The organism is Serratia sp. ID 25-353 (genome assembly GCF_054792795.1).
This window is the reverse complement of sequence record NZ_CM139236.1, coordinates 1,928,613-1,955,596: the sequence shown is the minus strand read 5'-3', so window position 1 is coordinate 1,955,596 and position 26,984 is coordinate 1,928,613. Positions and strand designations below refer to the sequence as shown.

Here is a 26,984-nt window from a genome sequence, read left to right as displayed (position 1 = left end):
GGGGTCAGAACGGGTTACTTCGCCAGAAACGGATAGTCGGTATAGCCTTCGGCGCCGCCGCCGTAGAAGCTTTCCGGCTTAGGCTCGTTCAGCGGCGCATGCTGGCGGAAGCGCTCGACCAGATCCGGGTTGGCGATGTAGCTGCGGCCGAAGGCCACCGCGTCGATGAAGCCTTTTTCGATCAACGCTTCGGCTTTTTCGGCGGTGTAGGCGCCGGCGCCGACGATCACCCCTTTAAAGTGGGCGCGTACCGAGTCGCGGAAGGCGTCGGAATACGGTTTGCCGCCGGCCCAGTCCGGTTCGGAGATGTGCAAGTAGGCGATGTTGCGCTTATTCAACTCTTCCACCAGATACAGCGCCGCTTCTTCCTGATCTTCACCGTTGTCCAGCCCATTGAATGGCCCCAGCGGCGAGATACGAATACCGATGTGCTCGGAACCCCATTCGGCGATGGTGGCGTCGACCACTTCCAGCGTCAGGCGGGTGCGGTTCTCAATGCTGCCACCGTATTGATCGGTACGCTGGTTGGAAGCGGGTGACATGAACTGGTGCAGCAGATAGCCGTGGGCCGCATGCAGTTCGATGAAGTCGAAGCCGGCTTCCCGTGCGTTGGCGGTCGCCTGGCGGAAATCGTTGACGATGCCCGGGATCTCGCTGGTTTCGAGTGCACGCGGCGTGGAGGTCGGTACGCGCACCCAGGCGCCGGTTTCATCACGCACGGTGGTACGAGTTTCGGCGTTGATTGCCGAAGGCGCGACCGGTGCTTGCCCGCCCGGCTGCAGACTGGCGTGGGAGATGCGGCCTACGTGCCACAGCTGTACGGCGATATGGCCGTTTTTATCATGCACTGCCTGCGTGATGTTTTTCCATGCGGCGATCTGCTCCGGGGTATGCAACCCCGGTGCGCCGGCGTAGCCTTTCGCCTGGAAGGAAACCTGGGTCGCTTCGGTCACAATCAGGCCGGCGCCGGCGCGCTGTGCGTAATATTCCGCCATCAGCGGCGTAGGAATGTCGCCCGGCTCGATGCTACGCAGACGCGTCAGCGGAGCCATAAACACGCGGTTGGGCAGGGTGATGGCGCCAACCTTCAGCGGAGAGAGCAATTTTTCAGTCTTCATAGTGCATCCTGTATTTAATAGACCGGTCGTCTAGTAATGGGCGATAAAAAACCACGAACTGCATTTTTCAATAAAAAGAAATTGTTACCGTTACGGTTGCGGCGGGCGCAGCAGCAACTCGATGCTTTCCAGCGCGCTGGTCAGCGGTGCCAACGAGTGACGTATCTTGGCGCGCAGCGAGGCACCGAGCCACAGTGAATACAGCGTTTCTGCGGTCGCCGCGGGGCTCATGGCCACCGACAGCGAGCCCTCGGCGATACCGCGCTCGATGGCCTCCTGCAGGTGGCCGATCACGCGAGCGGTGCCCGTTTCCAGCGCATGGCGCATCGGTTCCGACAGATCGCTCACCTCGGCGGAAAGCTTCACCGCCAGGCAGGCGTTGTGGCATTCGCTGCGGCAGTGGTAGCTGATGGCCTGAGCGTAATAGCCGAGCAGCTGGTGGCGGGCATCGCCGCGTCTGTCGGCAAATAGCGCCTGCATTTCTGCATCATAATGGGCGAAATAGCGTTGCAGCATCGCTTCGCCGAAGACTTCCTTCGAGCGAAAATAGTGGTAGAACGAGCCTTTCGGCACGCCCGCAGTGGCCAGCAGTTCGCTCAGCCCCATGCCGGTAAAGCCCAGGCGCAGGCTGAGGGTTTCGCCGGTAGCGAGCAGATGTTCACGTGTGTCCACGTTGCAATGCGTTGATTTAGTCATCATGGTGCCGAGCATAATAGACCGATTGGTCTAGGTCAATGGGAATAAAAAAACCGGCGCACAAAACGCCGGTGGTCTACAAATTATTGTGCCCCAGCGGCACGCGGAAGTTAAGCGCTTACGCCGCGTTGCGACAACGCTGCAGGATATCCAGCTGGGATTGATATTCGCGGCTCTGCACGTTCAGCATACCCAGCAGGGTGTGGAACAGGTTGTCCTGCGACACGTCGTCCTTTTCCGCCAGCGTATTCAGGCACTGGCGATCGACGCCGAAGTTGCGCTGATAGTCGGCCGACATCCACATCAGGAAAGGCACGTGCGTTTGTTGACTTGGCGCGAAGACATAAGGCGTGCCGTGCAGATACATGCCGTTTTCCCCCAGCGATTCGCCGTGATCGGACAAATAGACCAGCGCGGTATTGAACCGGTCGTCATACTGCCGCAGCAGCTTGATAGTGGCATCGAGCATCGCGTCAGTATACAGGATGGAGTTGTCGTAGGTGTTCACCAGCTGTTCATGGCTGCAATCCTGGATCTGATTGCTGTTGCAGGTCGGCGAAAACGCCTGGAACGCCGGGGTGCTGCGGCGGTAGTAAGCCGGACCGTGGCTACCCATCTGGTGCAGCACGATCACGCCGTCGTCTTTCAGGCTATTGATATAGTCGTTCAGCTTGTACAGCAGCACGTTATCCATACAAACCTCGCCGTCACAGTCCTGCGGCAGTTTCAGCTTGGTCATATCGATGTGCGGTACCCGGTCGCAGGCGCCTTTGCAGCCGCCGTCGTTATCGCGCCACAGCACGCTGACGCCGGCATGCGCCAGCACGTCGAGCACGCCTTCCTGATGCGTTGCCTGAGTCGCGTCGTACTCCTTGCGCGGCATGTTGGAGAACATGCAGGGCACGGAGATCGCCGTTTCGGTGCCGCAAGAGCTGGCGTTCTTGAAGTAGACCACGTCATTCTGCTTCAGGCGCGGGTTGGTTTCGCGTTCATAGCCCCCGAGGGAGAAGTTTTCGGCGCGGGCGGTTTCGCCTACCACCAGGATCACCAGCGTTTTCTTGGCCTGCCCGGCGATCAGCGGCCCTTTGCGCGCGTCCTCACCGATTTTTACCAACGGCAGATTGCGGGTGAAATAACGCTGTTCGGTAAACTTGATGGTGCCGGCCACGAAGTTGGAAGGCGTCAACATCTTCACCACGCTTTTATTGTTGCGGATCAGCGAAGCGTAGTCTTTGTAAAACAGCGCGGCGACGATCAGGATCACCACCAACGACAGCATGACGTTGGCGGCGCGCAGTCCGACCATGTACCACCAGGGGCGAGTCTGGCGAATTTGGGTGAAGCAGACCGCCACCGCCGGCAGAATGCCAAGCAGTGCCAGCCATAATCCCATACGCGGCGTCAGCAGCGCCGTCGCTTCCTGAGGATTGGTCTCGAAGGCGTTTTGCATCATGTTGCCGTCGATCACTACACCATAGCTGAACATGAAATAGTTGGCTGCGGCGCTGCCGAGCAAGAAAAAGATGATCAGCGGCTTGCGCAGGTAGGGCACAGTCAACACGCTGAAGATGATATTCAGCGCACAGAAGATCACCACCGGCATGCTGGCGGCGAAAATCACGCTGTGGACGCTATCGAAGGTGATATACGACCAGGCGCGATGCAGGAATAACGCGTTCTGAAACAGAGTGAAGAACAGGGCGGTGGCGAGGGTAAAACCGAGGCTGTTGCACTGTAAGCGTTGACGTAACCACATTGCCAAATCGGGATCCTGAAAGTAGATAATGTCGTGAAATCTACCGGATGAAACTTAAGAAAACCTTAGAAATTCAGAATACTGGCGGCGGAGAATACGCGAAAACCGCCAGGCCGGGCGGCCTGGCGGTGGGACGGTTTAGTAGGCAGCGGTGAATTGCGCGCGAATAAATTGAGGTTTTTCAATCTCATCAACGATGGCGACCGCCAGGTCTTCCACCGAAATGCTGGCCGGCGCTTCGCCGTTCATCAGCAGTTGTGTGGTGCCGAGGCGGAACTGGCCGGTGCGTTTGCCCGGCTCCAGCAGGGCAGCCGGCGAGAGATAGGTCCAGTCGAGCGCCGATTCGTTGCGCAGTGTGTTGCGCAGATCGCGCACCGCCTGCGCGCCGGGGCGGATATTGTCCGGGAACTGCGGCGTATCCACCAGTTCAACGCCCGGCGCCACTTCCAGGCTGCCGGCGCCGCCGACCACCAGCAGGCGCTTGACGCCGGCCTGTTCGACTGCGGTGAGGATCTGTTGGGCGCCGCGGGTGGTTTTCTCATACAGGTTGTCTTCGCCCCAGCCGGGGTTGTAGGCGCTGATCACCGCATCCTGACCGCGCAATTGCCCCGCCAGCCAGGCGGTATCGGCAACGTCGCCCAGTGCGACGGTCAGATTGGCGTGCTCCGGCAAATCTTTTTTCTGGCGGGCGATCGCCGTCACCTGAATGCCGCGAGCCAGCGCTTCATCCACCACGCGGCGGCCAACAAAACCGGTTGCTCCAATAATGGCTACTTTCATCTGTATGCTCCTTCAGGAATGGGTCAGTCTCGTCATGCAGGCCGATGTGCCTGCTGCGTGGGATCTACTCTAGTCCTTAACAATAGCCGTGATTAGTGCCATATTCATGCTTTCTTGATTAAGTAAAACTTCATAATTGTGGATAAACTCAATCGAATGGCGGTGTTCGCCACCGTGGTGGCGGAGGGGTCGTTGGCCGGCGCGGCGCGGCGGCTGGGCATGACGCCGTCGGCGGTCAGCCAGCACATGCGTTCGCTGGAGAAGGCGCTCGGGGTGCCGCTGCTGCACCGTTCCACCCGCCGTCTGGCGCTGACCGAGGCGGGGGCGGCGTTTTACCCCGGCTGCGAGGCGATGCTGCAGCAGGCACAGCAGGCGGAGCAGCGGTTGGCGGAGCTGCGGGATACGCTGGTGGGCGAGCTGCGCATCGCCACCCCGGTCGGCATCGGCGGCCGATCGCTTGCGGAGGCGCTGGCACCGCTGTTGCAGGCGCACCCCAAGCTGACGCTGCGGGTGCTGGCGGACGATCGCATCGTCGATATGATAGAGCAGCGGGTCGACATTGCGCTGCGGGCCAACCGGCAGCTGGCGGACGCCAATATGATCGCGCACCCGCTGACGGCGTGGCCGATGGTGCTGTGCGCCGCGCCGCGTTATCTCAGCCAGCATGGGGTGCCGGAAAAACCGCAGGATTTGGTGCAGCACCGCTGGATCTCCAGTGGCTACAGCGGGTCCCATCTGGACTTGCTGCACCAGTCCGGTCAGCAGGTTAAGCTGCGGCTGGCGGAAGGGCAGATCGTCAGCGAGAGCATGAACGTGATGCGCGCCTTTACCCGCGCCGGGCTGGGCATTTCCATTCAGCCGCTGTATGAAATTGGCGACGAGCTGCAGCGCGGCGAGCTGTTGCTGCTGTTGCCAGAGTGGCGGCCGGCGGCGCTGCGGCTGCACGCGCTGACGCTCGAGCGCAACGTGCCGGAGAAAAGTCGCCAGGCGCTGCGCTATTTGCGCGACTATTTTCGCCGCAATGGCGAAAAGGGACTTGCCAGCGGCGGCGATGGCGTCTTCAATTAGCAAGAGAACGCAGGAGGCCCCGTGGCGCAGCAGCTTGAATTTTTCGACATCCCCAGCCCGTGTCGCGGCATTTGCCAGGCCGACGATCGCGGATTCTGCCGTGGCTGCCTGCGCAGCCGCGAGGAGCGCTTCGGCTGGATGAGCATGAGCGACGCGCAGAAGCGCGAGGTGCTGCGCCTGTGCCGTCAACGTTTCCTGCGCCTGCAACGCGCCAATAAAGCGCCCGACGAGCCGCTGCCGGAACAGCCGTCGCTGTTTTAACCTTTCCTGATCTGCCGCACGTTCGTGTGGCTTACCGCTTCCCTGTGCCTCACCGGCTTGTGTATGCTGGCTGACAACTAATGTCATGAGGTTTTCGCAATGGTAGAACGTATTCGTCTCGCGCCGCAGGGGCCTGAATTTTCCCGCATGATTTGCGGTTACTGGCGGTTGATGGAATGGGGCATGTCGCCGCAGCAGCTGCTGACGTTCATCGAACAGCATGTCGAACTGGGCGTCACCACCGCCGACCACGCGGATATCTACGGCGGCTATGCCTGCGAACAGGCGTTCGGTGACGCGCTGCGTCTGAAGCCGGCGCTGCGCCAGTCGCTGGAGCTGGTGAGCAAATGCGGCATCGCCACCACCGCCAAGCCCGGCAACCCGATCGGGCATTACATCACCGACCGCGATCATATCGTGCAGAGTGCGGAACAGTCGCTGCGCCATCTGCATACCGACTACCTCGATCTGCTGCTGATTCACCGGCCGGATCCGTTGATGGACGCTGACGACGTGGCCGAAGCCTTCGTCGCGCTGCATAAAAGCGGTAAGGTGCGCCATTTCGGCGTTTCCAACTTTACGCCTGCGCAATTCCAGCTGCTTCAGTCGCGTCTGCCGTTCTCGCTGGCGACCAACCAGGTGGAGATCTCGCCGATTCATCAACCGGCCATTCTCGACGGCACGCTCGATCAGTGCCAGCAACTGCGCATCAAGCCGATGGCCTGGTCCTGCCTGGGCGGCGGGCGTCTGTTCAACGATGCCGAGTTCCAGCCGCTGCGCGACGAGCTGCAGCGGGTGGCGCAAGAGATCGGCGCCGAGACCATCGAGCAGGTGGTGTACGCCTGGGTGATGCGCCTGCCGTCGTCGCCGCTGCCGATTATCGGCTCCGGCAAGATTGAGCGGGTGCGTTCGGCGCTGAAGGCGCAGAAACTGGGGCTGACTCGCCAGCAGTGGTTCCGCATTCGCAAGGCGGCGCTGGGGTATGACGTGCCTTAAGGCGGAGCAGAAAAGAGGAAAGCCGGGCGGCGAAAGCGCCCGGCTTTTTTTACGCCGATCTTTAGGCCAACACCACCTGATCGGTGCTGAAGTGTTCGAGCGAGACGCCGATCAGCGTGACCTGGCTGTGGCCGAAGGCCAGCACCAGATCGTCGTTTTGCTGCGTGGCGTAGTCGCGGATATTCCCGCTGGCGCCTTCGGTGCCGATAAACACCAGCTTATCGGTGGCGTTGAAGCCATACAGCTGATCGCGGCCAAAGTCACCGCTGAACAGGAAGGTATTGCCGTTGCCGACGCCCTTCAGGATGTCATCGCCGCTGCCGCCGACGAAGGTCAGGTTGCCGCCGGCATGGCCGATCAGCGTGTCGTTGCCGGCGTTGCCGAACAGCCAGGCGTCGTGGCTACGGGCCTGCAGGGCGTCATCGCCGTCGCCGCCGGCGGTGGCGGCGGCATAAGCTTTGAGGCCAGAGTCCGATTTCAATCCGGCGGCGGTCACCTGATGGTCCACCTCTTTGTTGAAGATAAGCCAGGAGGTTTCTTTGCTGCGCAGGGTAGCAATGTCGTCCGCCAGCGTAATGCCACCCTTGGCGTCGCGCAGGTAAAGCGTGCTGCCGTCGTAGGCGACCTCGGTGTTTTTCAACGCCTGTTGGGTATCGAAGATATTGTGCCCTTTGCCGCCGGCGATCAGGTTATAGCCGCCTGTGTCGCGGAAGATATCGTCGCCGTCGCGGCCCTCGAGATAGTCGTTGCCTTTACCACCCTTGATCAGGTCATTGCCGTCGCTGCCGATGATAAACGTCGGCCCGCTGTGCGTTTCCGCGTTGCGGTTCAGGTCTTCCACCCAGGTATTGCCGCGTGTCACGTTCGACAGGTTGGAGACGATGAGGGTCGAGTCTTTGTCGGTCAGCGAATAAAACTCGGAGTTCAGCACCCGCATCAGACCGTCCTGATAGAAGAACGGCAGGTGCGACAGCCAGGTCGGAATGTTGAGAATGGAAAACGGCAGCAGGTTCCAGGCGTCCGATGCGTAGTGGTCGTTGAAGTTGACGATATTGTTGGTGGCGGAGGTATGGGGCGCATCGTGTACGCCTAACGACGCCCCGGTCAGCGTGGTGCCGTCGAGCGCGCGGAACACCGGATCGTTCTCGTAGCCGATGTTGATCACCTTGCCGCCGGCTTCGTACTGGGTCGGCGAGGCGAAGGCGACATAGTTGGACTGCGCGTAGAAGCCCCCCCAATTGGCGTCGCTCTGCGCCGCCATGCTGTTGACCGCCAGCCCGCCGAGGCTATGGCCGCTGACCACCACGTCCTCGCCGCTCAGCCCGTGCGCATGCGCGAACTTCGCCACGTCGCCCAGCAGATTGCCGAAGGCTTTAAGCGTATAGCCGTCGGCGTAGCCTTTTGGCCCGAAACCGGCCAGCAGATCGTTAATCACATCGCCGATGGTATCGCCGATCAACAACTCGCGCGGGCCGCTGGTGCCGCGAAATGAGATGCCAATGGCGGTGAGATTGCCTTCGCTGTCATATTTGCCCAGCACCTCGGCCTGAGCGGTGGTGTAACCGGCGGTCTCGCCGTAGTAGGTGCCGCGCGCATCGGTTTTGCCGGCGTAACCCAGCTGCGCGGCGCTGATCACCGACCAGCCGGCGTTATTCACTGCCTCTTGCGCGGCCTGTTCGGAATCGGGGTTCCAGGGAATGCCGGGCAGGCCGCCCTGCGACTGAGTGCTGCCGATCAGCGCGGTGACCAGCGTCAGCGGCAGGCCCAGTCCGAAACCGGTCTGGTGATAGCCCTCATCGAAGCCGTTATCGATATTGTGGTAAGCGTAGGTAGAGATGGCCAAGGCGTCGGAAAACAGCGCCTTCGACGCATTTTCGTCCAGATCCTTATAGCTAAAGATGCCCATATCAGTTCCTTATGACGTATGCCGCCTGGCCTGGAAGTGAACTCTCATGCGTCGGCGGTGGAAACAGGGAAACAACGTTAGCCGAACGACAGCTGGTCAGAGGACCAACATCGGTAAAATTATTATTAGCACCAAGTATTAATAATGCGAATCAAATTGACGAGATTGTGCGTTGACTAACAGCGCCGCTGTTGGGGCTTCTATACTGAAAACTCAACATAGTCATTAAGGAGACTGATTGATGAAACGTTATTGGTATGCAGCGCTCGGCCTGATGGCGTGTGGCGCGGCTCAGGCGGCGACAACCGACGTTGAGATGCACCTGGTGACCGGGCAGGGGATCGGTCAGGATATCGGCAAAGTGGTCATCAGCGAAACGCCCTACGGCCTGCTGTTCACGCCGAGCCTGAAAGCGTTACCGGCCGGGGTACACGGTTTCCACGTGCATGAGAAAGGCAGCTGTGAACCGGGCATGAAGGACGGCAAAGCGGTGGCGGCGCTGGCGGCCGGCGGGCATTTTGATCCGCAAAAGACCGGGAAACACCTCGGGCCGTATGCCGACGGGCACCTGGGCGATTTGCCGGCCATCTATGTGGCCGCCGACGGCATGGCAAACTATCCGGTGCTGGCGCCGCGGCTGAAAAAAATCAGCGACATTGAGGGCAAGGCGCTGATGGTGCACGCCGGCGGCGATAACCATTCGGATCATCCACAGCCGCTTGGCGGCGGCGGTGAGCGTTTCGCCTGCGGGGTGATCAAGTGATCATCCGCCGCTAACGGCCGGTACGGCGGCGGGCTGGCCCATCGCCTGCTGCAACTGCTGCAGCGAGCAGTAGAGCCGCCAGATCAGGCCGGCCAGATCGCGCGCCGCCTGTTCCGGGTGGTGCGCCAACGCGTTGCTCATGCGCAACAGCTCCTGCAGCGTGGCGTCCAGCGAACTGTGCTGCACGCCTTTCTCCGTCATGATGCCGCGCAGGCAGTGGATACAGACGTCGCGCACCGCCGACAGCGGATCGGAACGGGTCTGCCAGTCGCGCAGCTGCCAGACGATATGGCTGCAGTTGAGCAGCACCACGCCCCAGCGCAGCAGCCAGGTGCGGGCCTCCTGATCCTGACTCTGATTGAGCTGGCTGATGCGATGATAGATCAGCGATTCGAACTGGCTTTCGCTCTGCTGCGGCCGTTTGCTCAGTTGATCGATAAAATCGCGCCGCAGCGCGCGGATAATGCGGCGGCTTTTGCGCTTGTCCGAACTGGGGCGCAGGATCTGAAACGCCAACCCGGCCAGAAGTACGCCGACGATTTTACCGATGTTGTCATTGATGAAGGACTGGTAGTCATAGCTCGGCGGATTGCTGACGGTCAGGAACGATCCCATAAAGACGATCAGCTGCCCCCAGAGCGCGGCATAAGGCGGATTCTGCAGCTTGAGCATTTGCATGGTCACCAGGATAGGGAACAGGAAGGCGCAGAACACCCAGAAGTCGTCAATCTGGATCATCAAACCGAATTTCACCACAAAGCAGGCGACCGAGAGCAGCAGCACCGCCTTGAGCAAGGTGCTGACGCTGTTGATCGGCGAAGGCGTGGAGGAGTAGAGCACGCAGCTGATGGCGGTGAGCGTCAGTGCCGCGCTGCCGGCGTCCCACTGCGTGTTGATCCAGTAGGCGCAGCCGATCACGATGCATAAAAAGGTGCGCAGGCCGTTATAAGCGGCTTCGTAGCTGTCGGTATGGCGCGCCAGCGAGGTGACGCGCGGCGGCTGGAGATCGCTGACCGCCGTGGCGTTTTCCAATCGCAGCAGCCAGCGGTTGCAGCGCAGGTAAAGCCAGCAGAAATCGCGCAGCCGCAGCCAGAAGGCGCGATGGCGGTAGTCCGCAGCATCTTGCGGCACGATCTGCTGGAGCAGGCGCGCCAAACGGTATTTATCGGTGGCGGGATCGCGCAGCTCGTCCAGCAGTTGTGTCAGCACCGGCATCAGATTGGCGGGGCGATCCGGCCAGTTCAGCAGCATGCGGCGCAGGCTGGAAATGACGCTGGTAATGCGCAGCTGCTGGTGCAGCAGGTAGTTGAGCAGGTTGTTTTGCCGCCGCAGCCGGTAGTGGCTCCAGAATGCCTGAATGCGTAGCAGGTTCATGGTCAGGATCTGGCCGATGACCCCCTCGTGCGAGGTGCGCATCTGCGCGGTGATCTCCGGCTGCCACAGCATGGCGGCGTGCTCCAGCAGGCGTAGCTGCATACGCCGCAGCGAGGTCAGCAGGGCTTCGCCGTCCGAGGTGCTGGGCAGAATCATCATCATCAATCCGCCGCACAGAATGCCGGTGATCACTTCGCAAACCCGCGCCTGCGCGATGTCGAAGATCTGCTGGGTATCGGTGACGTTGACCGTGCCGAAGGCGATGATGGCGGCGGTATAGCCCGCCAGCGCGAATGCGTAAGAGACGTTGTTTTGGTAATGGTTGGAGATATAGGTACACAGCCCGATCCAGGCGGCGATGAACAGCGTAAACAGCCAGGGATCGTTCAGGCAGTGGCCGGCGATTGCCACCGACGCGGCGGCACCCATCAGGCTGCCGAAGATGCGGCCGATGCTTTTGCTGATCACGCCGCCGATGGTGGGGAAGCTCACCACCGCCGCGGAGGTGAGCGCCCAATAGGGTTCGTCGAGCTCGAGCACGAACGCCACCCATAGCGCGAGACACATCGCCAGCGAGTTGCGCAGCGCATAGCGCCATTGGCCGCCGGTCGCCTTACCCCAGGGGGTGCGGCTCCACTCCAGAAAAGGCAGGTTCACACTTTAGTTCCGCTGATGAATCGAAATGGTGCAGGTGGTGCCGGCGACCAGCGTCAAATCGGCGGGCACGTTGAGCAATTTTATCCGTACCGGCACGCGCTGAGCCAAACGCACCCAGGGAACATTAGGCTTAACGTCCATTAATAGATCGTTGCTGCTGTCGACGCTCTGATCGTAAATGGCGCGGCCGATGCTCTCTACTTCCCCTTGCAGCGGCGTGTTGCCGTTATATAAAACGATGTCCGCTTTATTGCCTTCTTTTATATGCTTCAGCTTGGTTTCTTCGAAATAACCGAGCACATAAAACGAATGCACATCCACCAACGCCACCAGGGGCGTACCGGCGTTGGCGTAGTTTCCGACTCGCGCTTGCAGGTTGGTGATATAACCGTCGGTTGGCGCATAAATTTTGGTTTTGCTCAAATTCCATTTGGCCTGTTCCAGGTTGGCCTGGGCGGCTTTATAGGCGGCCTTCATTGCCTGAGCGGCTAAATTCGACGCGTCCAAATCTTCAGCGGAAATAACGTTACGCGGCAAACCTCGACGGCGGGCGGCCTCGTGGTCCGCTTTGGCCAGATCGGATTGCGCTTTTGCCACTGCGGCCTCGGCATTGTCCAGCGCAATCTGGTAGGGCACCGGGTCGAGGGTAAAAATCAGACTTCCCGCAGGTACGAACTGATTGTCATTCGCGCTTATTTTCTCTAATCTTCCAGAGACTTCAGGGGTGATATTGACGAGTTCGGCGCGCACTTTTCCATCACGGGTCCATGGGGATTGCATATAATAATTCCAGAGCCACCAACCGGCGCAGACGGCAATGGCGCAGACGATCACCGTAGAGAAGTATTTTAATGTTTTACGCTGCATGGGTTACCAACTCGCTAAAATCCATAAGGAACCGCTGACGGTCAGAACGAAAATGGACAGGTCCATCAACATGGGATGCCAGATTTCACCGGAATACATCCAGTCCCTCAGCACCTGATGAATCAGCAGCCATAAGACCAGTCCTAGTAAAAAAGCTTTAAATATAGGTGGAAAATAAAGCGATGCCCCCAGGACCAAATCGGGCAAGGGGGATGAGGTGTGTAACCATGATGTATTCACATTAACAATCCCTAAGGGTGAATATGTTGAATATTTGCATAACGATTAAACAATAGCGGCTAAAAATAGTGGCTATTTCCACAATATACATTATATACATTTGTGTTTTTAATGTGAGTTACCCAAAATAGTCTAAACTCTGGGAGGTAATGTTAGCATGCTAATTATAAGGAGGGGGAAGTGGAGTCAACATTAGGTTCAGATTTAGCACGATTAGTTCGTGTTTGGCGCGCGCTCATCGATCATCGGCTCAAGCCGTTGGAGCTGACCCAAACGCACTGGGTCACTTTGCACAATATCAATCGTTTGCCGCCGGAGCAGTCGCAAATCCAGCTGGCCAAAGCGATCGGTATCGAGCAGCCGTCACTGGTTCGTACGCTGGACCAACTGGAGGAGAAAGGGCTGATCACGCGCCACACCTGTGCCAACGATCGCCGCGCGAAGCGCATCAAGCTGACCGACGCGGCCGATCCGATCATCAGGGAAGTGGACAGTGTGATCACGTCTACACGCAGTGAGATTTTAAGCGGCATTACCGCCGATGAAGTGCATCTGTTGGTAGGGCTGATTGGCAAGTTAGAACAAAATATCACCGAACTGCAGAACAAATAATAATATTCTTATTTTTCTACGATTACAGTTTCACAGCATCAGAAATAAAACCGGAGGCGATTGCCTCCGGTTTGCCGTTTGTCGCCGACTGGCTTACAGCGGAGAGACGGTGATGGTGTCGCCCATGCGCGCCATGCGCACGCGCTGGCCTGGGCTGAACTTGGTGTCGCCCGCTTTCTGTACCACCACGATGTTCTCTTTCTGGTCGGTTTTGATCTCCAGCTCGTAGCCGGAGGTACGGCCAGCTACTTCACCGATGCTGTTGCCCGCCGCGCCGCCGGCGATAGCGCCCGCCGCGGTAGCCAGCGTACGGCCGGTGCCGCCGCCAACGGTGTTGCCCAACAGCCCGCCAATCACCGCGCCGCCGATCATCCCCATGGCGTTGGAGCCTTCGCCGCCCTGAATTTTAACCGGACGCACGGAAACCAGCGTCCCGTAGGTGACGGTTTGCACCTGCTTGGCCTGCGAGGACGAGTAGACATCGCCGGACATGGATTCATTGGCACAGCCAGCCAGCGTAACGGCGGCGACGGCAACGACGAGAAGACGCTTGATCATATAAAACTCCTGATGGTAGTAGTCCATAACCTGGCAATGCTCTCCAGGCAAGATTCAGTGAAAATGATAGACAAAGTATGGCTGAAAGTTGACGCACCGCCATGCTTCATCGCTGTATGCAGCTTAACTTTTCTCTGTTCAACCAATAATAAACCGCGGTTTACCTTTATGACAGCCTTGGCGACATTCCGTCGCCTGTTATGGCACGGTTTAACACATCACCCGTGCCACAGCGGCGCCAAGGGGGCATCTGGCTCACGGAGCGTAAAAAAAGCATCATAATTCATGGCGTTAATCCGGCAATTCTGGTTTATTTGTCAGGATAAATTTTGCTTACCGCGCGGGTTAGAGGATGTTGCTATGAAGTCAGGCCGCTATATAGGTGTCATGTCCGGCACCAGTCTGGACGGAATCGATGTGGTATTGGCCGCGATCGACGATCGCATGGTGGCGCAGCAGGCCAGCTATAGCCATCCGATGCCGATGACGTTGAAAAAAGAGATCCTGGGCATGTGCCAGGGGCAGCAAACCACGCTGGCCGCCGTCGGCCGGTTGGACGCGCAGTTGGGCACGTTGTTCGGCGAGGCGGTACTCGGCCTGCTGAAGCAAACCGGTATCGACGCCGAACAGATCACCGCCATCGGTTGCCACGGCCAGACGGTGTGGCACGAGCCGGAAGGCGACGCGCGTTTCTCGATGCAGCTCGGCGATAACAACCGCATCGCCGCGTTGACCAATATCACCACCGTCGGCGATTTCCGCCGGCGCGACATGGCCTACGGCGGGCAGGGCGCTCCGCTGGTGCCGGCGTTTCATCAGGCGCTGCTGGGGCATCCCGTCGAGCGGCGCATGGTGCTGAACGTCGGCGGTATCGCCAACCTTTCTCTGCTGTTGCCCGGTACGCCGGTGCGCGGTTTCGATACCGGGCCGGGCAACATGCTGATGGACGCCTGGGTGTGGCGCCACCGCGCGCAACCTTATGATCAGGACGGCGGCTGGGCCATGCAGGGGCGGGTTTGTTTACCGCTGTTGCAGCAGATGCTGGCGGATCCATACTTCGCGCTGCCGGCGCCGAAAAGCACCGGCCGCGAGTATTTCAATATCGCCTGGCTGGAGCGGCAGCTGGCCGGATTGCCGGCGATGGCGCCGGTCGACGTGCAGGCCACGCTCACGGAGCTGACCGCCGTCAGCATCAGCGAACAGGTGCTGCTGGCCGGTGGGTGCGAGCGTCTGTTGGTGTGCGGCGGCGGAGCGCGCAACACGCTGCTGATGGCGCGCCTGTCTGCGTTGCTGCCGGGTACGGAGGTCGGTCTGACCGACGATTTCGGCGTCAGCGGCGACGATATGGAGGCGCTGGCGTTCGCCTGGCTGGCGTTTCGCACCTTGTCCGGCCAGCCCGGCAATCTGCCTTCAGTGACCGGCGCCAGCCGTGAAACGGTGCTGGGTGGGATTTATCCGGTTTTGCCATTGGGGGGCCGTTAGCTCTGTTAGGATAGCCTGTGAAGGATTTTTCTAAGGAGCAACAGCATGAAAAAAGTCATTTTCGTCGCCGGCGCGCTGGCGCTGTCCGGCTGCAGCTACATCCTGCCTCAAAGCAGCCAGACGATGCACTACCAGTGCGGCACTACGCCGCTGACGGTGGCGCTCGACGGCAAGGCGAGCGAAGTCAGCCTGCTGATGGATGGCGAGCAGCTGCATCTTAAGCAGGTGCTGGCGCTGACCGGTGCCAAATACAGCGACGGCAAATACACTTTTTGGTCGAAAGACCGTAACGCCTATCTTGAGCGCAACGGCAAGGTAGTCATGAGCGACTGCGTGTTGACGGAGTGAAGGTCGGCGGCGGCGTCGGAGCGATTGAGTTCCTGACGCCGCAGGCGCAGAATGTAACGACGGATTTTTCAGTTGGTCGATAACCCAGATGATTGAAAAGAATGAGTTTGATGTTGCGGACCTGCGCCGTGAATACACCCGAGGCGGCCTGCGCCGCAACGATCTGACCGCCAATCCGCTCGAACTGTTCGAGCGTTGGTTGAAACAGGCCTGCGACGCGCGCCTGGCCGATCCCACCGCCATGTGCGTCGCGACCGTCGACGAACACGGCCAGCCTTATCAACGCATCGTGCTGCTGAAGCATTTCGATGAGCAGGGGCTGGTGTTCTACACCAACCTCGGCAGCCGTAAGGCGCAGCAGCTGGCGCACAACCCGCATATCAGCCTGCTGTTCCCCTGGCACATGCTCGATCGTCAGGTGATTTTCCTTGGCCAGGTGGAGCGTCTGTCGACCCTCGACGTGCTGAAGTATTTCAACAGTCGCCCGAAAGACAGCCAGATCGGCGCCTGGGTATCGCAGCAATCGTCGCGCATTTCCGCACGTGGCGTGCTGGAAAGCAAATTCCTCGAGCTGAAGCAGAAGTTCCAGCAGGGCGAGGTGCCGTTGCCGAGTTTCTGGGGCGGATTCCGCGTGAAATTCGACTCCGTCGAGTTCTGGCAGGGCGGCGCCCATCGCCTGCATGACCGTTTCCTGTATCAGCGGGACGGGAATGACTGGAAAATTGACCGACTGGCACCCTGAAGACGGAAAATCCCCTCTAAGCGCTGGTGCTGACGCCGCCGGCGCTTTATTCTATGCGCTACCCTGAATTTTTATTTCGCCACTGGGCGAAAGGCCGTGTACCGGCAAAGGTGCATTCGTTTATACATGGAGTCATTGATGGCAAGCAGCAACTTGATTAAACAACTGCAAGAGCGGGGCCTCGTTGCCCAGGTTACGGATGAGGAAGCGTTAGCGGAGCGACTGGCGCAAGGGCCAATTGCACTGTATTGCGGTTTCGATCCGACCGCTGACAGCTTGCATTTGGGCCATCTGGTTCCTCTGTTGTGCCTGAAGCGCTTCCAGCTGGCCGGCCACAAGCCGGTGGCACTGGTGGGCGGCGCCACTGGCCTCATCGGCGATCCGAGCTTCAAAGCGGCGGAGCGCAAGCTGAACACCACCGATACGGTGAACGAGTGGGTCGAGAAGATCCGCAAGCAGGTTTCTCCGTTCCTCGATTTCGACTGCGGCAGCAACAGCGCCATCGCGGCCAACAACTACGACTGGTTCGGCGGCATGAACGTGCTGACCTTCCTGCGTGACATCGGCAAGCACTTCTCCGTCAACCAGATGATCAACAAGGAAGCGGTCAAGCAGCGCCTGAACCGCGACGACTCCGGTATCTCCTTCACCGAGTTCTCCTATAACCTGCTGCAGGGCTACGATTTCTCCGAGCTGTACAACCGCCACCAGGTGGAGCTGCAGATCGGTGGTTCCGATCAGTGGGGCAACATCACCTCGGGTATCGATCTGACGCGTCGTCAGCACCAGAAGCAGGTGTTCGGCCTGACCGTGCCGTTGATCACCAAAGCAGACGGCACCAAATTCGGTAAAACCGAGGGCGGCGCGGTCTGGCTGGCGCCGGAAAAAACCAGCCCGTACAAGTTCTACCAGTTCTGGATCAACACCGCCGATGCCGACGTCTACCGTTTCCTGAAGTTCTTCACTTTCATGAGCCTGGAAGACATCAACGCGCTGGAAGAAGAAGACAAGAACAGCGGCAAGGCGCCACGCGCCCAGTACGTGCTGGCGGAAGAAGTGACCGGCATGGTGCACGGTGCGGAAGGCCTGGCGGCCGCCAAGCGCATCACCCAGAGCCTGTTCTCCGGCGCGCTGCACGACATGACCGAAGCGGACTTCGCCCAGCTGGCGCAGGACGGCATGCCGACCATCAAACTGGACCGCGACGCCGACCTGCAGCAGGCGCTGGTGAATGCCGAGCTGGTGCCGTCACGCGGCCAGGCGCGCACCATGATCGGTTCCAACGCGGTGACCATCAACGGCGAGAAACAGTCCGATGCCGAATACCGCTTCCGCGATTCAGACCGTCTGTTCGGCCGCTACACGCTGCTGCGCCGCGGCAAGAAACATTACTGCCTGGTGGATTGGCAGTAATTTCCGCGCGATAGCGAGGGGTATAAAATAAAAAGCCCGGAGGTAATAACCTCTGGGCTTTTGTTATTTCAGCAAAGCAAGAGCTTAGAACAGGGCCTCTGACGCCGCAATCGCGTGCGCGTTGCCGTTTACCGTTATGGCGGGTGCCTGATAGTGCAAGTTAGCCGCTATGTCGTAAACGTCCTTATTTCCCAATGAGAAAATGATGTCTTGATTGTCGAACTTCTGGTTATGATTGCTATCGACAATCACGTAGGCGTTGGTACCCAATTTTATCACTCCCACCTCTTGTAGTTGCCCGTCGCTGCTGCCGGAAGTGACTTTAGCCAGCGCCTGTGCAAAGACATCGTGCGCCTGAGTATTCCCGCCAACCGATAGAGAACCGAAGAGCGTATTCAGATCGGCCATTTTGGTTACGCTTCCGTATACGGCGATGTTGCCCGTTTTCCCAGAGTTAAACACCCATTGCTGGCCGGCGTTACCTGCTGTGATGGTATCGGTCGACGAAAGCGCATTGATAGTGACCATGCTGTCGATGGAGCTATGTGCAAAATTGATTTTAGTGTCGTGTATAGACTCTCGTGCCATTTTCAAATCATTGAGCGTGGTATTGCCCATAACATTCAGCGTCTGGCTATTGGTGTACCCAATGTTGATTTGGTTACCCGCGAGTGAGCTGATAATGCCGTCGAATACGCTGTGATTACTGAGCGAGGAAAGCAGCTTGTAGAATTCACCTCCGCCACTGCCGCCTTTCTCCATAGTCAGATTAACCTCAATGCGGGGAATACCTTCGCCTAACGGATCGATAATGGGTTCAATGACAATGTTGTTGAGGCTATCGCCGAAATCCGCTTGTACGGTGACATTGAGTTTGCTGACTCCGCTAAGGTAAATCATCGAGAGATGACTGTCGGCACCTGACAGCGACACGGTATTTAACTGAGAGCCGCTGGAATATAACCGCAGTTCTTCATGCGGTTGTTGGCCGGCGAAGTGGCTGACAAAGTTGAGCGTACCGGCATTGATATTCTCAATTGCCGCATTGCCAATATTCACCCCCCAGCGTACATAGTCAGTCGCAGCGGCCGTGTCGGGAGCCATTTCGAGGCTTAATTTGCTTTGGGCTCCCGCATTGCCTGTCACGGATAGGTAGGGCAAGTGATCCAGGGAAAGGTTGATGACGCGCACGTTATCAGCAAAGCCGGAGAGGGTGAAACCATCGACACCGGTCCAACGTTGATTGTCGGGGCTCTTCTGCGCATGCGAATCCTGTTGCAGGTTAGTGGCGGTGTACTGTGCATTGTGAACGCTGGCTGCTTGATAAATGACGCCGTAGTCGAAGACGTTTGCGCCCTCGGTGGCTACCCATTTCCCATCCAGATAAATATCCCCGGTTCCTCGGTACCCAGCGAGCTCGAGCAGGGGGAAGTAGAGGAATTGATTGACATTGCTCTGTATTTGGCCGCTGATACTGCCGTCGGCGGCGGTTGTCAGCAAAATATTCTTCACAATTAGATTGGCAGAGAGTGTGCCGTCGGCAGCAACGCCGTTTTGAGCAGTGAAGCTGGCGCTGACTTTGTTGGTGCCATTATTGAGGCCGTTGCCGCCCCAGACCAGGTTAGCACCGCCATCGCCAAAATCGATATGGAGTTTGCCGGTGGCAATATGATAACTGTCCGTAATAACCACGGTGTCTTTCTCTGCGCCAAACACGATTTTGTCCTGGCTCTGGAACCAGGGCTTATCGTCCAGATTCACGCGTAAAGCGAATGACTTGTTTTTCAGGGTGGACAAAGTGACGTCGTTGGTTGGCATTCCTCCCTGCAATACCACTTCACGAAGATGGGGGGAATGATCAAAATTGACGCCAATCGGCGCATCGACGTTGAGGGATACGTTAACCAGAACGGCTAGCTCGGCGTTGCTTAAAACATGTTCGCTGCCGGTATTCACCGTCCCCGTCAAGGTGCCATCAGCGGCGATATTGAGCTCAGCCGTTGTTTTATAACCCAATGTTGAGGCGATAGTGGCGAGATAGTTTGCGACTAACGTCGGGTTGGGGGCATTGTTACTGTCGATAGGATACTCACCGTTGCGGAAGGCATCTAAAACCAGCGCGCTGGCCACATAGTGGTCGTTGCCGGCCTTGAGCAGCAGAGCCCGCGACATAGATTCGCTGAGCGTCTCGTGGTATAGCGTCGCAAAGATTTTTTCATAATTGCCGGCGTCGCTGAATAAAGGTGATGTGGCGAGCATCTTCAGCAGCGCGCCCGCCGATTTTCCGCTGGCAAGGTATTTGCTGTAGGTATCGATAGCGGAGGCGGTCGCGGTTGTGTTAGCGATCGTCAGATACATGGACATTACCGTTTCCACGTAGCGGGAGTCGGGCAATTCGCCAGGTGCATAGACATGCGTTGCGGTAAGGAAATTCTGTTTGGCATGTGCATGAAGCGTATCGCTGCGGATGTTTTCGATAAGGCGCATGATGACATCACCGCGAGTTTCCGAATGGTTGTTCAAACCGGTGACATAGTATTGAATGCTGCTCGTGTCAGCCTGAGTGCCAAAAGCTTCAAAATAGATTTTTTTTACAAAATCCTCATTGTTCAACGATTTCGTATCATGCTTTTCCGTGGCGATATAAGTAGCGAGACGAGCTGCAGTGAGGCTGCCATTTGCGAGGGCGCCGCTCCAATAATTGACGGCGGTTGCATTGATGGTGCTGCCGAGGAGGTAGTAAATGCCTTGCACATCGGCGGCTGCTGACGAATGCGTATCAAACAGTGTAGAACCGTTATAAAGCGTGGTGTTGATGATATGTTCTGCATATTGCTGCTGTAGGCTGTCGCTCTGAGCGCCGGAATGGGATCTGATATTTGTCGCGAGCTCTTGGGCTATCTGTCCTAACGATTTCCCCTCATTAACCTGAGTGGTCAATGTCATCAATGTGGCTTGAGATGGGGCGGTGCCGCTGATATTTTGATAGAGATATATGAGTTGGGCATCGGTACTAAGGCCGTCGTATCGGCGGTGACCATCAGGTGAGTTGATAAAGATATTGGCTAACTCATCCAGCGTACACACTCCTTTCTGCAGTTGGGTAGCATAGTAAGTTAAGGCGTTATCATCGGCTTTTTTTCCTAGCGTCGCGTAAAAAAGCAGGGCAACGTCTTTTTGTAAGTCCAGCATGTTCATTTTCCCCAAAGGTATGATCAAAGAAATATAGCTACACAAGTACAGACCAAAATCCCCTAAATTCAACATGCCCGATGAAAAGTCATTGTGGCGAACGTGACGCCAAGTGCCGATAGCGGGCGATCTTTGCTTTTTCTGCAGGACGGCTTTCGCTACAATATGCCGCCGTCGAAAGCATAAAAATTCCTCTCATTTCTTGTTTTTAACAGCGCCGGCATGACGTTTTCGCGTTGTGCACCCATTATCATTTCGCCGCGGGCTGATGCACACGGCATGGCGAGGTCAGTTGTTCCGATGAAAAACATTCTTTCTATCCAGTCGCACGTGGTGTTTGGTCACGCCGGCAACAGTGCGGCGGAGTTTCCCATGCGCCGCATGGGCGTCAACGTCTGGCCGCTGAACACGGTGCAGTTCTCCAACCATACGCAATACGGCCAGTGGACCGGCTGCGTCATGCCGGCCAGCCACCTGACCGAGATCGCGCAGGGCATCGCCAATATCGATCAGCTGAAACGCTGTGATGCGGTGTTGAGTGGCTATATCGGTTCGCCGGAGCAGGGCGACCATATTTTGGAGATCGTGCGCCAGGTTAAGCAGGCGAACCCGAATGCCTGGTATTTCTGCGATCCGGTGATGGGGCATCCGGAAAAGGGCTGCATCGTGGCACCGGGCGTGGCCGAGTTTCACTGCCGCCAGGCGCTGCCGTGCAGCGATATGATGGCGCCGAACCTGCTGGAGTTGGAGATGCTGAGCCAGATGGCCGTCGCCGACGTGGCCGATGCGGTGCAGGCCGCCCGAGCGCTGATCGCCAAAGGGCCGCGGCTGGTGCTGGTCAAGCACCTGGCCCGCGCCGGCTATCACGCCGACTGTTTCGAAATGCTGCTGGTGACGGCGGACGAGGCCTGGCACATCAGCCGGCCGCTGGTGGATTTCGGCGCGCGTCAGCCGGTCGGCGTCGGCGATTTGACCAGCGGTCTGCTGCTGGTGGATCTGCTGAAGGGCGAGGCGCTGGATAAAGCGCTGGAGCACGTCACCGCCGCCGTGTATGAGGTGATGCTGACCACGCAGGAGATGGGCGAGTACGAACTGCAGGTGGTGGCGGCACAGGATCGGATCGTGCAGCCGCGCAGCGAGTTCAAAGCGGTTAAACTGTAAGTGGCATTCGGCCCCGGCGACAGCCGCCGGGGCCCGATGTTTACTTCAATCCCTCGGCGTTCAGCGCCGCATCCACCGCCGGGCGAGCCGCAACGCGATCGAACCAGGCCGCCAGATGGGCGTGCTTGCGCACGTCAAACTGCAAAGCGAACGCCCAACGCAACACGGTGAACAGGTAGGCGTCGGCCACGCTGAAACGGCTTCCCAACAGGAAGTGCTGCTTCGCCAGCACCGAATCCAGATAGCTGAACTGCTGCTCCAGCTTGGCACGCGCGATGGTTTTGTATTCTTCCGGCGTTTTCGGGTTGAACAGCGGGCTGAACCCTTTGTGCAGCTCGGTGGCGATGTAGTTCAGCCATTCGATCGCGTGGTAGCGCGACAGGGTGCCTGCCGCCGGGATCAGGTTGCGATCCGGCACGCGGTCCGCCAGGTATTGCACGATCGCCACGCCCTCGGTCAGCAGGCTGCCGTCATCCAGCAGCAGCGCCGGTACCTGTCCTTTGGGGTTGATAGCGAGGTAATCGGCGCCGCTCTCGGTTTTCTTCTGCGCCAGGTCGACCTTCTCCGCCGTAAAATCCAGCCCTGCCTCACGCAGCACGATATGCGGGGACAGCGAACAGGCGCCGGTTTTATAGAACAGTTTCATCGGAAGCTCCTTGTTGATGACGAATGACGGGCATGCTTAACCTCTCATCGTAGTCCCATAGCGCCAAAATTACAGCGGCTTAGCTAACATATTTAACCGATGATCGCCTCGGCGGGCTGCAGCTGCGCCAGCGTTGCGGCGATCTGCTGTTGCAGCGCCTGCGGCGCCACCTGCATCGGCGAGCGCAGCTCGTTGGCGATCAGCCCCTGCTGGGCCAGCACCGTCTTGACCGGCGCCGGATTGGGGAAGCTGAACATCTGGTGGATCATCGGCAGCAGCTCGTAGAAGTTGCTGCGCGCCGCGGCCAGATCGCCGGCGGTGACCTGCTGCGTCAACTGGACGAAACGTTCCGGGTGAACATGCGCGGCGGCGGAGATGGCGCCGGTGCCGCCGAGACACAGCGTGGTGAGGATCAGATTGTCTTCCCCGGTCATCACATCGATTTCGCCGTCGGCGATCAGCGCCATGGTGGCGTCAGGGTTGCCGCCGCAGTCCTTGATGGCGGTGATGCGCGGGTGGCGTGCCAGCCGGCGCAGCGTGGCCAGTTCCATGGCGATGCCGGTGCGCTGCGGAATGTTGTACAGGATAACCGGGACGGTTGAGGCGTCGGCCAACTGGGTGAAATAGTCGATCAGGCCGCATTGCGAAGGGCGGATGTAGTAAGGCGCCGGGATCAGTACGCCGGCGATGTCGCGCAGCTGAATGGCCTGCTGCATCTGCAGCGTGGCGGCCATGTTATTGCCGGACAGGCCCATCACCACCTGATGGGCGGGCGCCACGTCCAGCACGGCGTCGAGCACCGCCAGCTGTTCTTCTTTGCTCAGCGCGGCGGCTTCACCGGTGGAGCCGCAGACCACCAGACCCTCGATGCCGGCGTCGAGCAGGTGCCGCGCCAGGCGTTTCACCGCCGGCAGATCGACGGCATCCTGATTGAAAGGGGTAACCATCGCCACCCAAATACCCGAAAATGAGGCCATAAAATATTCCTTCTGTGTGACCGACAGAGAAGCCAGATGAGAAAATTGAAGGCGGGGCGTTGCGTGCCATCCAGTCAGCTCATCTGGCGGGACAGCTCGCCCCGGTCAAATGAGCGTCTGTTTCTTCGATTTAACCGCCGCCAAACCGCCAACGGGCAACGCAGGTATCATCAGCATGTCAGCGTTGCGTGGGTAGGCCATGGCGGTCTCGTGAAAAGGGGAAGTGGGGTGATAATGAATAGTCTTCATCAGGCTGTCAATTTACAACAGATTGATAACATTGTTATTCATGATTCGTCAGCGGGGATGAGTTTGGCTAATAAATAAAAATCCCCGCAGCGGCGGGGAGGGTTTGGCCGGCTCAGCGCGGCGGGCGGGAGCCGATGGTGGCGGACCAGCTGAAGGTGTCGCCGCTCGGCCGGTAGCGGTTGGCCTTGCGTTCTGCACGCTCCGCCTTGGCGAGCTTCGCTCTGGCGGCCATGATGCGCGCCACCACTTCATCCTTGACCTTGTGCTGTTCGGCGTTGGTCAGCGGCCTGCCATGGCTTTTGCGCGCCTTGTCCAGTTCGGTTTTCACTTCCCGCTGTTCGCTTTCCGTCATCTCTTTCAACGTCAACTTTTTCATCTGTGCCGCCCGTTCGGTGAAGTTGGCTTTCAGTTTAACGGTGTTATGTGACCGAAAATGTTACGGGCATAACGAAAATGCCCGCTAAGCCCACGTTACACCTCTTCCAGCAGATCGTCGACAAAGCGCCGCATGCGTTCGGTGCGCAGCTCGGCCATGTGTCGCCCGGCGGCGGTCTGGAAGCCGTCTTGCAGTTTGAACAGCTTGGTTTCGAAGTGGTCCAGGCTGAAACGCTTGTCGTCATATTGACGATGTTCGGCCCGCGGGTCGGCGGCATCATACAGCGCGCTGCGCATGCGGCCGCCGATATAGAAGCAGCGCGCCACGCCGATGAGGCCGATGGCGTCGAGGCGATCGGCATCCTGCAGGATCTTCGCTTCCAGCGTTTGCGGGGGGATGCCGGCGGAAAAACTGTGCGCTTCGATGGCGTGAGCCACCGCCGCGATATCTGCCGGCGCCCATTCCAGCCGGGTCAGCGTCAGCGTGGCCTGCTCCGCCGCCATGCGCGAGGCCAGATGGCGCTGGGGTGAGTTTTTTTCCACCGCGACGGCGTCGTGCAGCAGCACCGCCGCACAGAGAATGCGACGGTCGCCGCCTTCCAGCTTGCTGATCCGACGGCAGTTCTTCCAGACCCGGTGCAGATGTGCGACGTCATGCGAACCGTCGTCCGACTCGAGGGTAAGCGGCAGCAGCGTTTGCGCCAGCGCCTGGTAGGGGGAGAAAGGTTGTAACAGCTCTTGCGTCAGTGAGGGTAAAGACACGTTCAGCTCCTGTTGGGGAAATCGGTCAATCAGCATAGCCGCGTCGGATGCCGGGAGAATGACAGAAAAACGGCTATTGTTTACTAAAGTGCAACCCACTATTGTCATAACTGCGGTTTTTGCAGCGAAACAAGCAACCTAGAATAGCCGCATTCCGCCGTCTCCGCTTGGTGAGAGCCTGTGTCCGCGGAGATGGCCGGAATATCCTCATCAGCCATTGGAGAAGAGTCATGCCAACCCCTCTTGAGATAGTGCGCGCAACCTATGAAGGCAGTTCCGAAGAAAACGGCCGTAATCTGCTGGCGGCGCTGGCCCCCGATGCCGAGTGGACCGAGGCCGCCGGTTTCCCTTACGCCGGTACCTATATCGGCCCGGAGAACATCATCAAGAACGTGCATCAGCGCCTGGGTAGCGAATGGCAAGGTTACCGCGCCGACGTCGATCACTTTTACGACGCCGGCGACAATGTGATCGCGCAAGGTTTTTATCACGGCACCTACCGGGCCACCGGCAAATCCTTCAGCGCCTCTTTTGCGCATATTTATACGCTGCGCGCCGGCAAAATCGTGAAGTTCGTGCAGATCGTCGACAGCGCTAAAGTGCTGGAAGCAATGCAGCCTTAATCGCCGCTGCGCTTGCCGAATTTGCGGTCGAACTCGCGCCGGTAACCCCGAGCCTTGTTGCGATCGCGGATCCACAGATAGCCGCACACCAGCGCAACCGCTCCCGAGAAGGTGACGTTGCGCATATCCCGGTCATACCAAAACACCAGCAGCGCATCCAGCGCCGCAATCAGCGCGATCCATTTATACATATGGGATTGACGCCGCGTGGCGGCATTGAGTCGCTTTAACTGTCTGGCTTCGTCCAACACCGATTTTTGCTGCATAGCGTTTCGTTATCATCAGGCTGTTCACGCTAAATTAGCAGAATTTCCCTCACCGTCGCAAAGATTAACGCGCGGCGTCATGCGGTTTTCCCCGCCCCTGGCGCGGCGCAGAAAATTTGTGCGCGGGTGCTTGAATTGTCCATTGGGCGTGGTAGGTTATTTATTCGCTATTTTTGGGTTTTTATTCAATATTCGCCGTGTCATCAAGCTGCAGCACTGGGCGGTTAACGTGATGGGTTCGATACATGCGGCGGTTAACTTCGGCAGGAGGATGTGATGAACGATAGAACGGCACGCCCGCAGGATGTGGTTCAACAACAGCTTGACGCCTATAACGCCCGCGACATCGACGCTTTTATGGCCTGCTGGGCGGACGACGCGCAGTATTTCGAGCATCCCGACACGCTGCTGGCCAGCGGCAAGGCGGCGATCCGCGAACGGCATCTGGTGCGTTTCCAGGAGCCGAGTCTGTATGGCGAACGGATAAAACGCATGGCGGTGGGGAACATGGTGGTCGATCAGGAAGTGGTGACGCGCAACTTCCCGCAGGGGCGCGGCAAAATGGATGTCATCGCCATCTACGAAGTGGAACAGGGGCGGATCGCCAAAGCCTGGTTCAAGATCGGCCCCTGCGTGCCGGATGAGGGTGCGCTCTAGCCGCGCATTATTGCAACGCCATCACCGCCTCTATCTCTACGCACACCTGCGGTGAGAACAACGCGCTGACCGCCACCAATGAACAGGCCGGCAGCGCGCCATCGAAATAGTCAAACAGCACCGGGCGCACGCCCGCCAGATCGGCGATGTCGGTCAGGAACACGCTGATTTTAATCAATGCCTTGAGATTTACGCCTTCGCTGGCAGCGATGGTCGCCAGCTGTTCGAGGATCTCCTGCGTCTGTTCCGGCGCGCTCAAGCCTTGCGCGTCGGTGGCGAAGGCCGTCAATCCCGACACGTACAGGCGATCGCCGTGGCGCACCGCATGTACATAGGGGCCGCCCGGCGTAGGCAACTGCGGATAATTCGTGCGTTTTAATGATGTCATGATCAAACCCCGCGCAAGACCGGTTAATAAAATCGACAAACTTGGTTAGGA

Annotated in this window: 28 protein-coding genes; 12 read left to right on the top strand and 16 right to left on the bottom strand. The window is 58.5% G+C overall.

Annotation, left to right across the window (positions count from 1 at the left end):
• Positions 1 to 14 precede the first annotated feature (14 nt).
• From nemA to ACYF6X_RS09285, 4 genes are all read right to left on the bottom strand, one after another.
• Positions 15 to 1,118 (bottom strand): alkene reductase, encoded by a 1,104-nt coding sequence (nemA, locus tag ACYF6X_RS09300; protein ID WP_063989716.1) that lies wholly within the window; start codon positions 1,116 to 1,118, stop codon positions 15 to 17.
• A gap of 90 nt (positions 1,119 to 1,208) precedes the next feature.
• Complete coding sequence (locus ACYF6X_RS09295; protein WP_063989717.1) at positions 1,209 to 1,829, bottom strand: TetR/AcrR family transcriptional regulator; 621 nt, start codon at positions 1,827 to 1,829, stop codon at positions 1,209 to 1,211.
• A gap of 103 nt (positions 1,830 to 1,932) precedes the next feature.
• The gene (gene eptA, locus ACYF6X_RS09290) at positions 1,933 to 3,570 is read right to left on the bottom strand and encodes a phosphoethanolamine transferase EptA (protein WP_130017989.1); all 1,638 of its coding nucleotides are present in this window, start codon (positions 3,568 to 3,570) and stop codon (positions 1,933 to 1,935) included.
• A gap of 138 nt (positions 3,571 to 3,708) precedes the next feature.
• Entirely contained in the window at positions 3,709 to 4,350 is a 642-nt protein-coding gene (locus ACYF6X_RS09285; protein ID WP_063989719.1) for an NAD(P)-dependent oxidoreductase, read from the bottom strand.
• Between the two features lie 138 nt (positions 4,351 to 4,488).
• Between ACYF6X_RS09285 and ACYF6X_RS09280 the strand changes: the two genes are divergently transcribed.
• The 3 genes from ACYF6X_RS09280 (at position 4,489) to ACYF6X_RS09270 (ending at position 6,675) form a co-directional block, all read left to right on the top strand.
• A complete protein-coding gene (locus tag ACYF6X_RS09280) occupies positions 4,489 to 5,418 on the top strand; it encodes a LysR substrate-binding domain-containing protein (protein ID WP_197816717.1) in 930 nt (309 codons plus the stop codon).
• A 21-nt stretch (positions 5,419 to 5,439) separates the two neighbouring features.
• On the top strand, positions 5,440 to 5,679 hold the full coding sequence (locus ACYF6X_RS09275) for a DUF1289 domain-containing protein (RefSeq protein ID WP_019455980.1): 240 nt from the start codon (positions 5,440 to 5,442) through the stop codon (positions 5,677 to 5,679).
• Between the two features lie 99 nt (positions 5,680 to 5,778).
• Positions 5,779 to 6,675 (top strand): aldo/keto reductase, encoded by an 897-nt coding sequence (locus ACYF6X_RS09270; protein WP_063989721.1) that lies wholly within the window; start codon positions 5,779 to 5,781, stop codon positions 6,673 to 6,675.
• A gap of 61 nt (positions 6,676 to 6,736) precedes the next feature.
• Here ACYF6X_RS09270 and ACYF6X_RS09265 read toward each other — a convergent pair whose 3' ends face one another.
• On the bottom strand, positions 6,737 to 8,581 hold the full coding sequence (locus ACYF6X_RS09265; RefSeq protein ID WP_130017990.1) for a polyurethane esterase: 1,845 nt from the start codon (positions 8,579 to 8,581) through the stop codon (positions 6,737 to 6,739).
• A gap of 241 nt (positions 8,582 to 8,822) precedes the next feature.
• Here ACYF6X_RS09265 and sodC point away from each other — a divergent pair, with 241 nt between their 5' ends.
• A complete protein-coding gene (sodC, locus tag ACYF6X_RS09260; protein ID WP_063989723.1) occupies positions 8,823 to 9,344 on the top strand; it encodes a superoxide dismutase family protein in 522 nt (173 codons plus the stop codon).
• Here the strand turns inward: sodC and ACYF6X_RS09255 are convergent, their stop codons facing one another.
• Genes ACYF6X_RS09255 through ACYF6X_RS09245 form a run of 3 tightly spaced genes read right to left on the bottom strand, consistent with a single transcriptional unit; the run spans position 9,345 to position 12,482 of the window.
• A complete protein-coding gene (locus ACYF6X_RS09255) occupies positions 9,345 to 11,375 on the bottom strand; it encodes an FUSC family protein (RefSeq protein ID WP_130017991.1) in 2,031 nt (676 codons plus the stop codon).
• Positions 11,376 to 11,378: 3 nt separating this feature from the next.
• A complete protein-coding gene (locus tag ACYF6X_RS09250; RefSeq protein WP_130017992.1) occupies positions 11,379 to 12,242 on the bottom strand; it encodes an efflux RND transporter periplasmic adaptor subunit in 864 nt (287 codons plus the stop codon).
• Between the two features lie 3 nt (positions 12,243 to 12,245).
• Entirely contained in the window at positions 12,246 to 12,482 is a 237-nt protein-coding gene (locus ACYF6X_RS09245) for a DUF1656 domain-containing protein (protein ID WP_074181202.1), read from the bottom strand.
• 180 nt (positions 12,483 to 12,662) lie between these two features.
• On the opposite strand from ACYF6X_RS09245, the gene slyA reads away from it, so the two are divergent.
• Positions 12,663 to 13,094: a transcriptional regulator SlyA gene (gene slyA, locus ACYF6X_RS09240; RefSeq protein ID WP_038874827.1), complete on the top strand. Its 432-nt coding sequence runs from the start codon at positions 12,663 to 12,665 to the stop codon at positions 13,092 to 13,094.
• A 93-nt stretch (positions 13,095 to 13,187) separates the two neighbouring features.
• On the opposite strand, the gene ACYF6X_RS09235 is transcribed toward slyA, so the two are convergent.
• Complete coding sequence (locus ACYF6X_RS09235) at positions 13,188 to 13,652, bottom strand: outer membrane lipoprotein (protein WP_028128178.1); 465 nt, start codon at positions 13,650 to 13,652, stop codon at positions 13,188 to 13,190.
• A 360-nt stretch (positions 13,653 to 14,012) separates the two neighbouring features.
• Here ACYF6X_RS09235 and anmK point away from each other — a divergent pair, with 360 nt between their 5' ends.
• The 4 genes from anmK to tyrS all read left to right on the top strand — a co-directional run bounded on the left by anmK (position 14,013) and on the right by tyrS (position 17,637).
• Complete coding sequence (anmK, locus tag ACYF6X_RS09230; protein WP_063989726.1) at positions 14,013 to 15,134, top strand: anhydro-N-acetylmuramic acid kinase; 1,122 nt, start codon at positions 14,013 to 14,015, stop codon at positions 15,132 to 15,134.
• Positions 15,135 to 15,179: 45 nt separating this feature from the next.
• Positions 15,180 to 15,482, top strand: coding sequence for an MliC family protein (locus ACYF6X_RS09225; protein ID WP_004931294.1), 303 nt, complete (start codon positions 15,180 to 15,182; stop codon positions 15,480 to 15,482).
• Between the two features lie 88 nt (positions 15,483 to 15,570).
• A complete protein-coding gene (gene pdxH / locus ACYF6X_RS09220; RefSeq protein ID WP_049201958.1) occupies positions 15,571 to 16,224 on the top strand; it encodes a pyridoxamine 5'-phosphate oxidase in 654 nt (217 codons plus the stop codon).
• A 138-nt stretch (positions 16,225 to 16,362) separates the two neighbouring features.
• Positions 16,363 to 17,637 carry a tyrosine--tRNA ligase gene (tyrS, locus tag ACYF6X_RS09215; RefSeq protein WP_130017993.1) on the top strand — a complete coding sequence of 425 codons (1,275 nt, stop codon included), beginning with the start codon at positions 16,363 to 16,365 and terminating at the stop codon, positions 17,635 to 17,637.
• A gap of 84 nt (positions 17,638 to 17,721) precedes the next feature.
• Here tyrS and ACYF6X_RS09210 read toward each other — a convergent pair whose 3' ends face one another.
• A complete protein-coding gene (locus ACYF6X_RS09210; protein ID WP_242512552.1) occupies positions 17,722 to 20,829 on the bottom strand; it encodes a DUF4214 domain-containing protein in 3,108 nt (1,035 codons plus the stop codon).
• Positions 20,830 to 21,129: 300 nt separating this feature from the next.
• On the opposite strand from ACYF6X_RS09210, the gene pdxY reads away from it, so the two are divergent.
• Positions 21,130 to 21,990 carry a pyridoxal kinase PdxY gene (pdxY, locus tag ACYF6X_RS09205; protein WP_049201956.1) on the top strand — a complete coding sequence of 287 codons (861 nt, stop codon included), beginning with the start codon at positions 21,130 to 21,132 and terminating at the stop codon, positions 21,988 to 21,990.
• A 40-nt stretch (positions 21,991 to 22,030) separates the two neighbouring features.
• Here the strand turns inward: pdxY and gstA are convergent, their stop codons facing one another.
• The 4 genes from gstA to ACYF6X_RS09185 form a co-directional block, all read right to left on the bottom strand.
• A complete protein-coding gene (gene gstA / locus ACYF6X_RS09200; RefSeq protein WP_130017994.1) occupies positions 22,031 to 22,636 on the bottom strand; it encodes a glutathione transferase GstA in 606 nt (201 codons plus the stop codon).
• A gap of 92 nt (positions 22,637 to 22,728) precedes the next feature.
• On the bottom strand, positions 22,729 to 23,613 hold the full coding sequence (gene dapA / locus ACYF6X_RS09195; protein WP_130017995.1) for a 4-hydroxy-tetrahydrodipicolinate synthase: 885 nt from the start codon (positions 23,611 to 23,613) through the stop codon (positions 22,729 to 22,731).
• 361 nt (positions 23,614 to 23,974) lie between these two features.
• A complete protein-coding gene (locus ACYF6X_RS09190) occupies positions 23,975 to 24,238 on the bottom strand; it encodes a YjbD family protein (protein ID WP_004938373.1) in 264 nt (87 codons plus the stop codon).
• A 95-nt stretch (positions 24,239 to 24,333) separates the two neighbouring features.
• Complete coding sequence (locus ACYF6X_RS09185; protein ID WP_063989728.1) at positions 24,334 to 25,035, bottom strand: HD domain-containing protein; 702 nt, start codon at positions 25,033 to 25,035, stop codon at positions 24,334 to 24,336.
• Between the two features lie 194 nt (positions 25,036 to 25,229).
• Between ACYF6X_RS09185 and ACYF6X_RS09180 the strand changes: the two genes are divergently transcribed.
• A complete protein-coding gene (locus ACYF6X_RS09180) occupies positions 25,230 to 25,622 on the top strand; it encodes a nuclear transport factor 2 family protein (RefSeq protein ID WP_004938379.1) in 393 nt (130 codons plus the stop codon).
• Here the strand turns inward: ACYF6X_RS09180 and ACYF6X_RS09175 are convergent.
• Positions 25,619 to 25,888, bottom strand: a complete 270-nt coding sequence (locus tag ACYF6X_RS09175; protein WP_130017996.1) for a hypothetical protein — start codon at positions 25,886 to 25,888, stop codon at positions 25,619 to 25,621. The genes ACYF6X_RS09180 and ACYF6X_RS09175 overlap by 4 nt on opposite strands.
• 276 nt (positions 25,889 to 26,164) lie before the next feature.
• On the opposite strand from ACYF6X_RS09175, the gene ACYF6X_RS09170 reads away from it, so the two are divergent.
• Positions 26,165 to 26,545 carry a nuclear transport factor 2 family protein gene (locus ACYF6X_RS09170; RefSeq protein ID WP_063989729.1) on the top strand — a complete coding sequence of 127 codons (381 nt, stop codon included), beginning with the start codon at positions 26,165 to 26,167 and terminating at the stop codon, positions 26,543 to 26,545.
• 7 nt (positions 26,546 to 26,552) lie between these two features.
• Here ACYF6X_RS09170 and ACYF6X_RS09165 read toward each other — a convergent pair whose 3' ends face one another.
• Positions 26,553 to 26,933, bottom strand: a complete 381-nt coding sequence (locus tag ACYF6X_RS09165) for a RidA family protein (protein ID WP_038874872.1) — start codon at positions 26,931 to 26,933, stop codon at positions 26,553 to 26,555.
• Positions 26,934 to 26,984 lie beyond the last annotated feature (51 nt).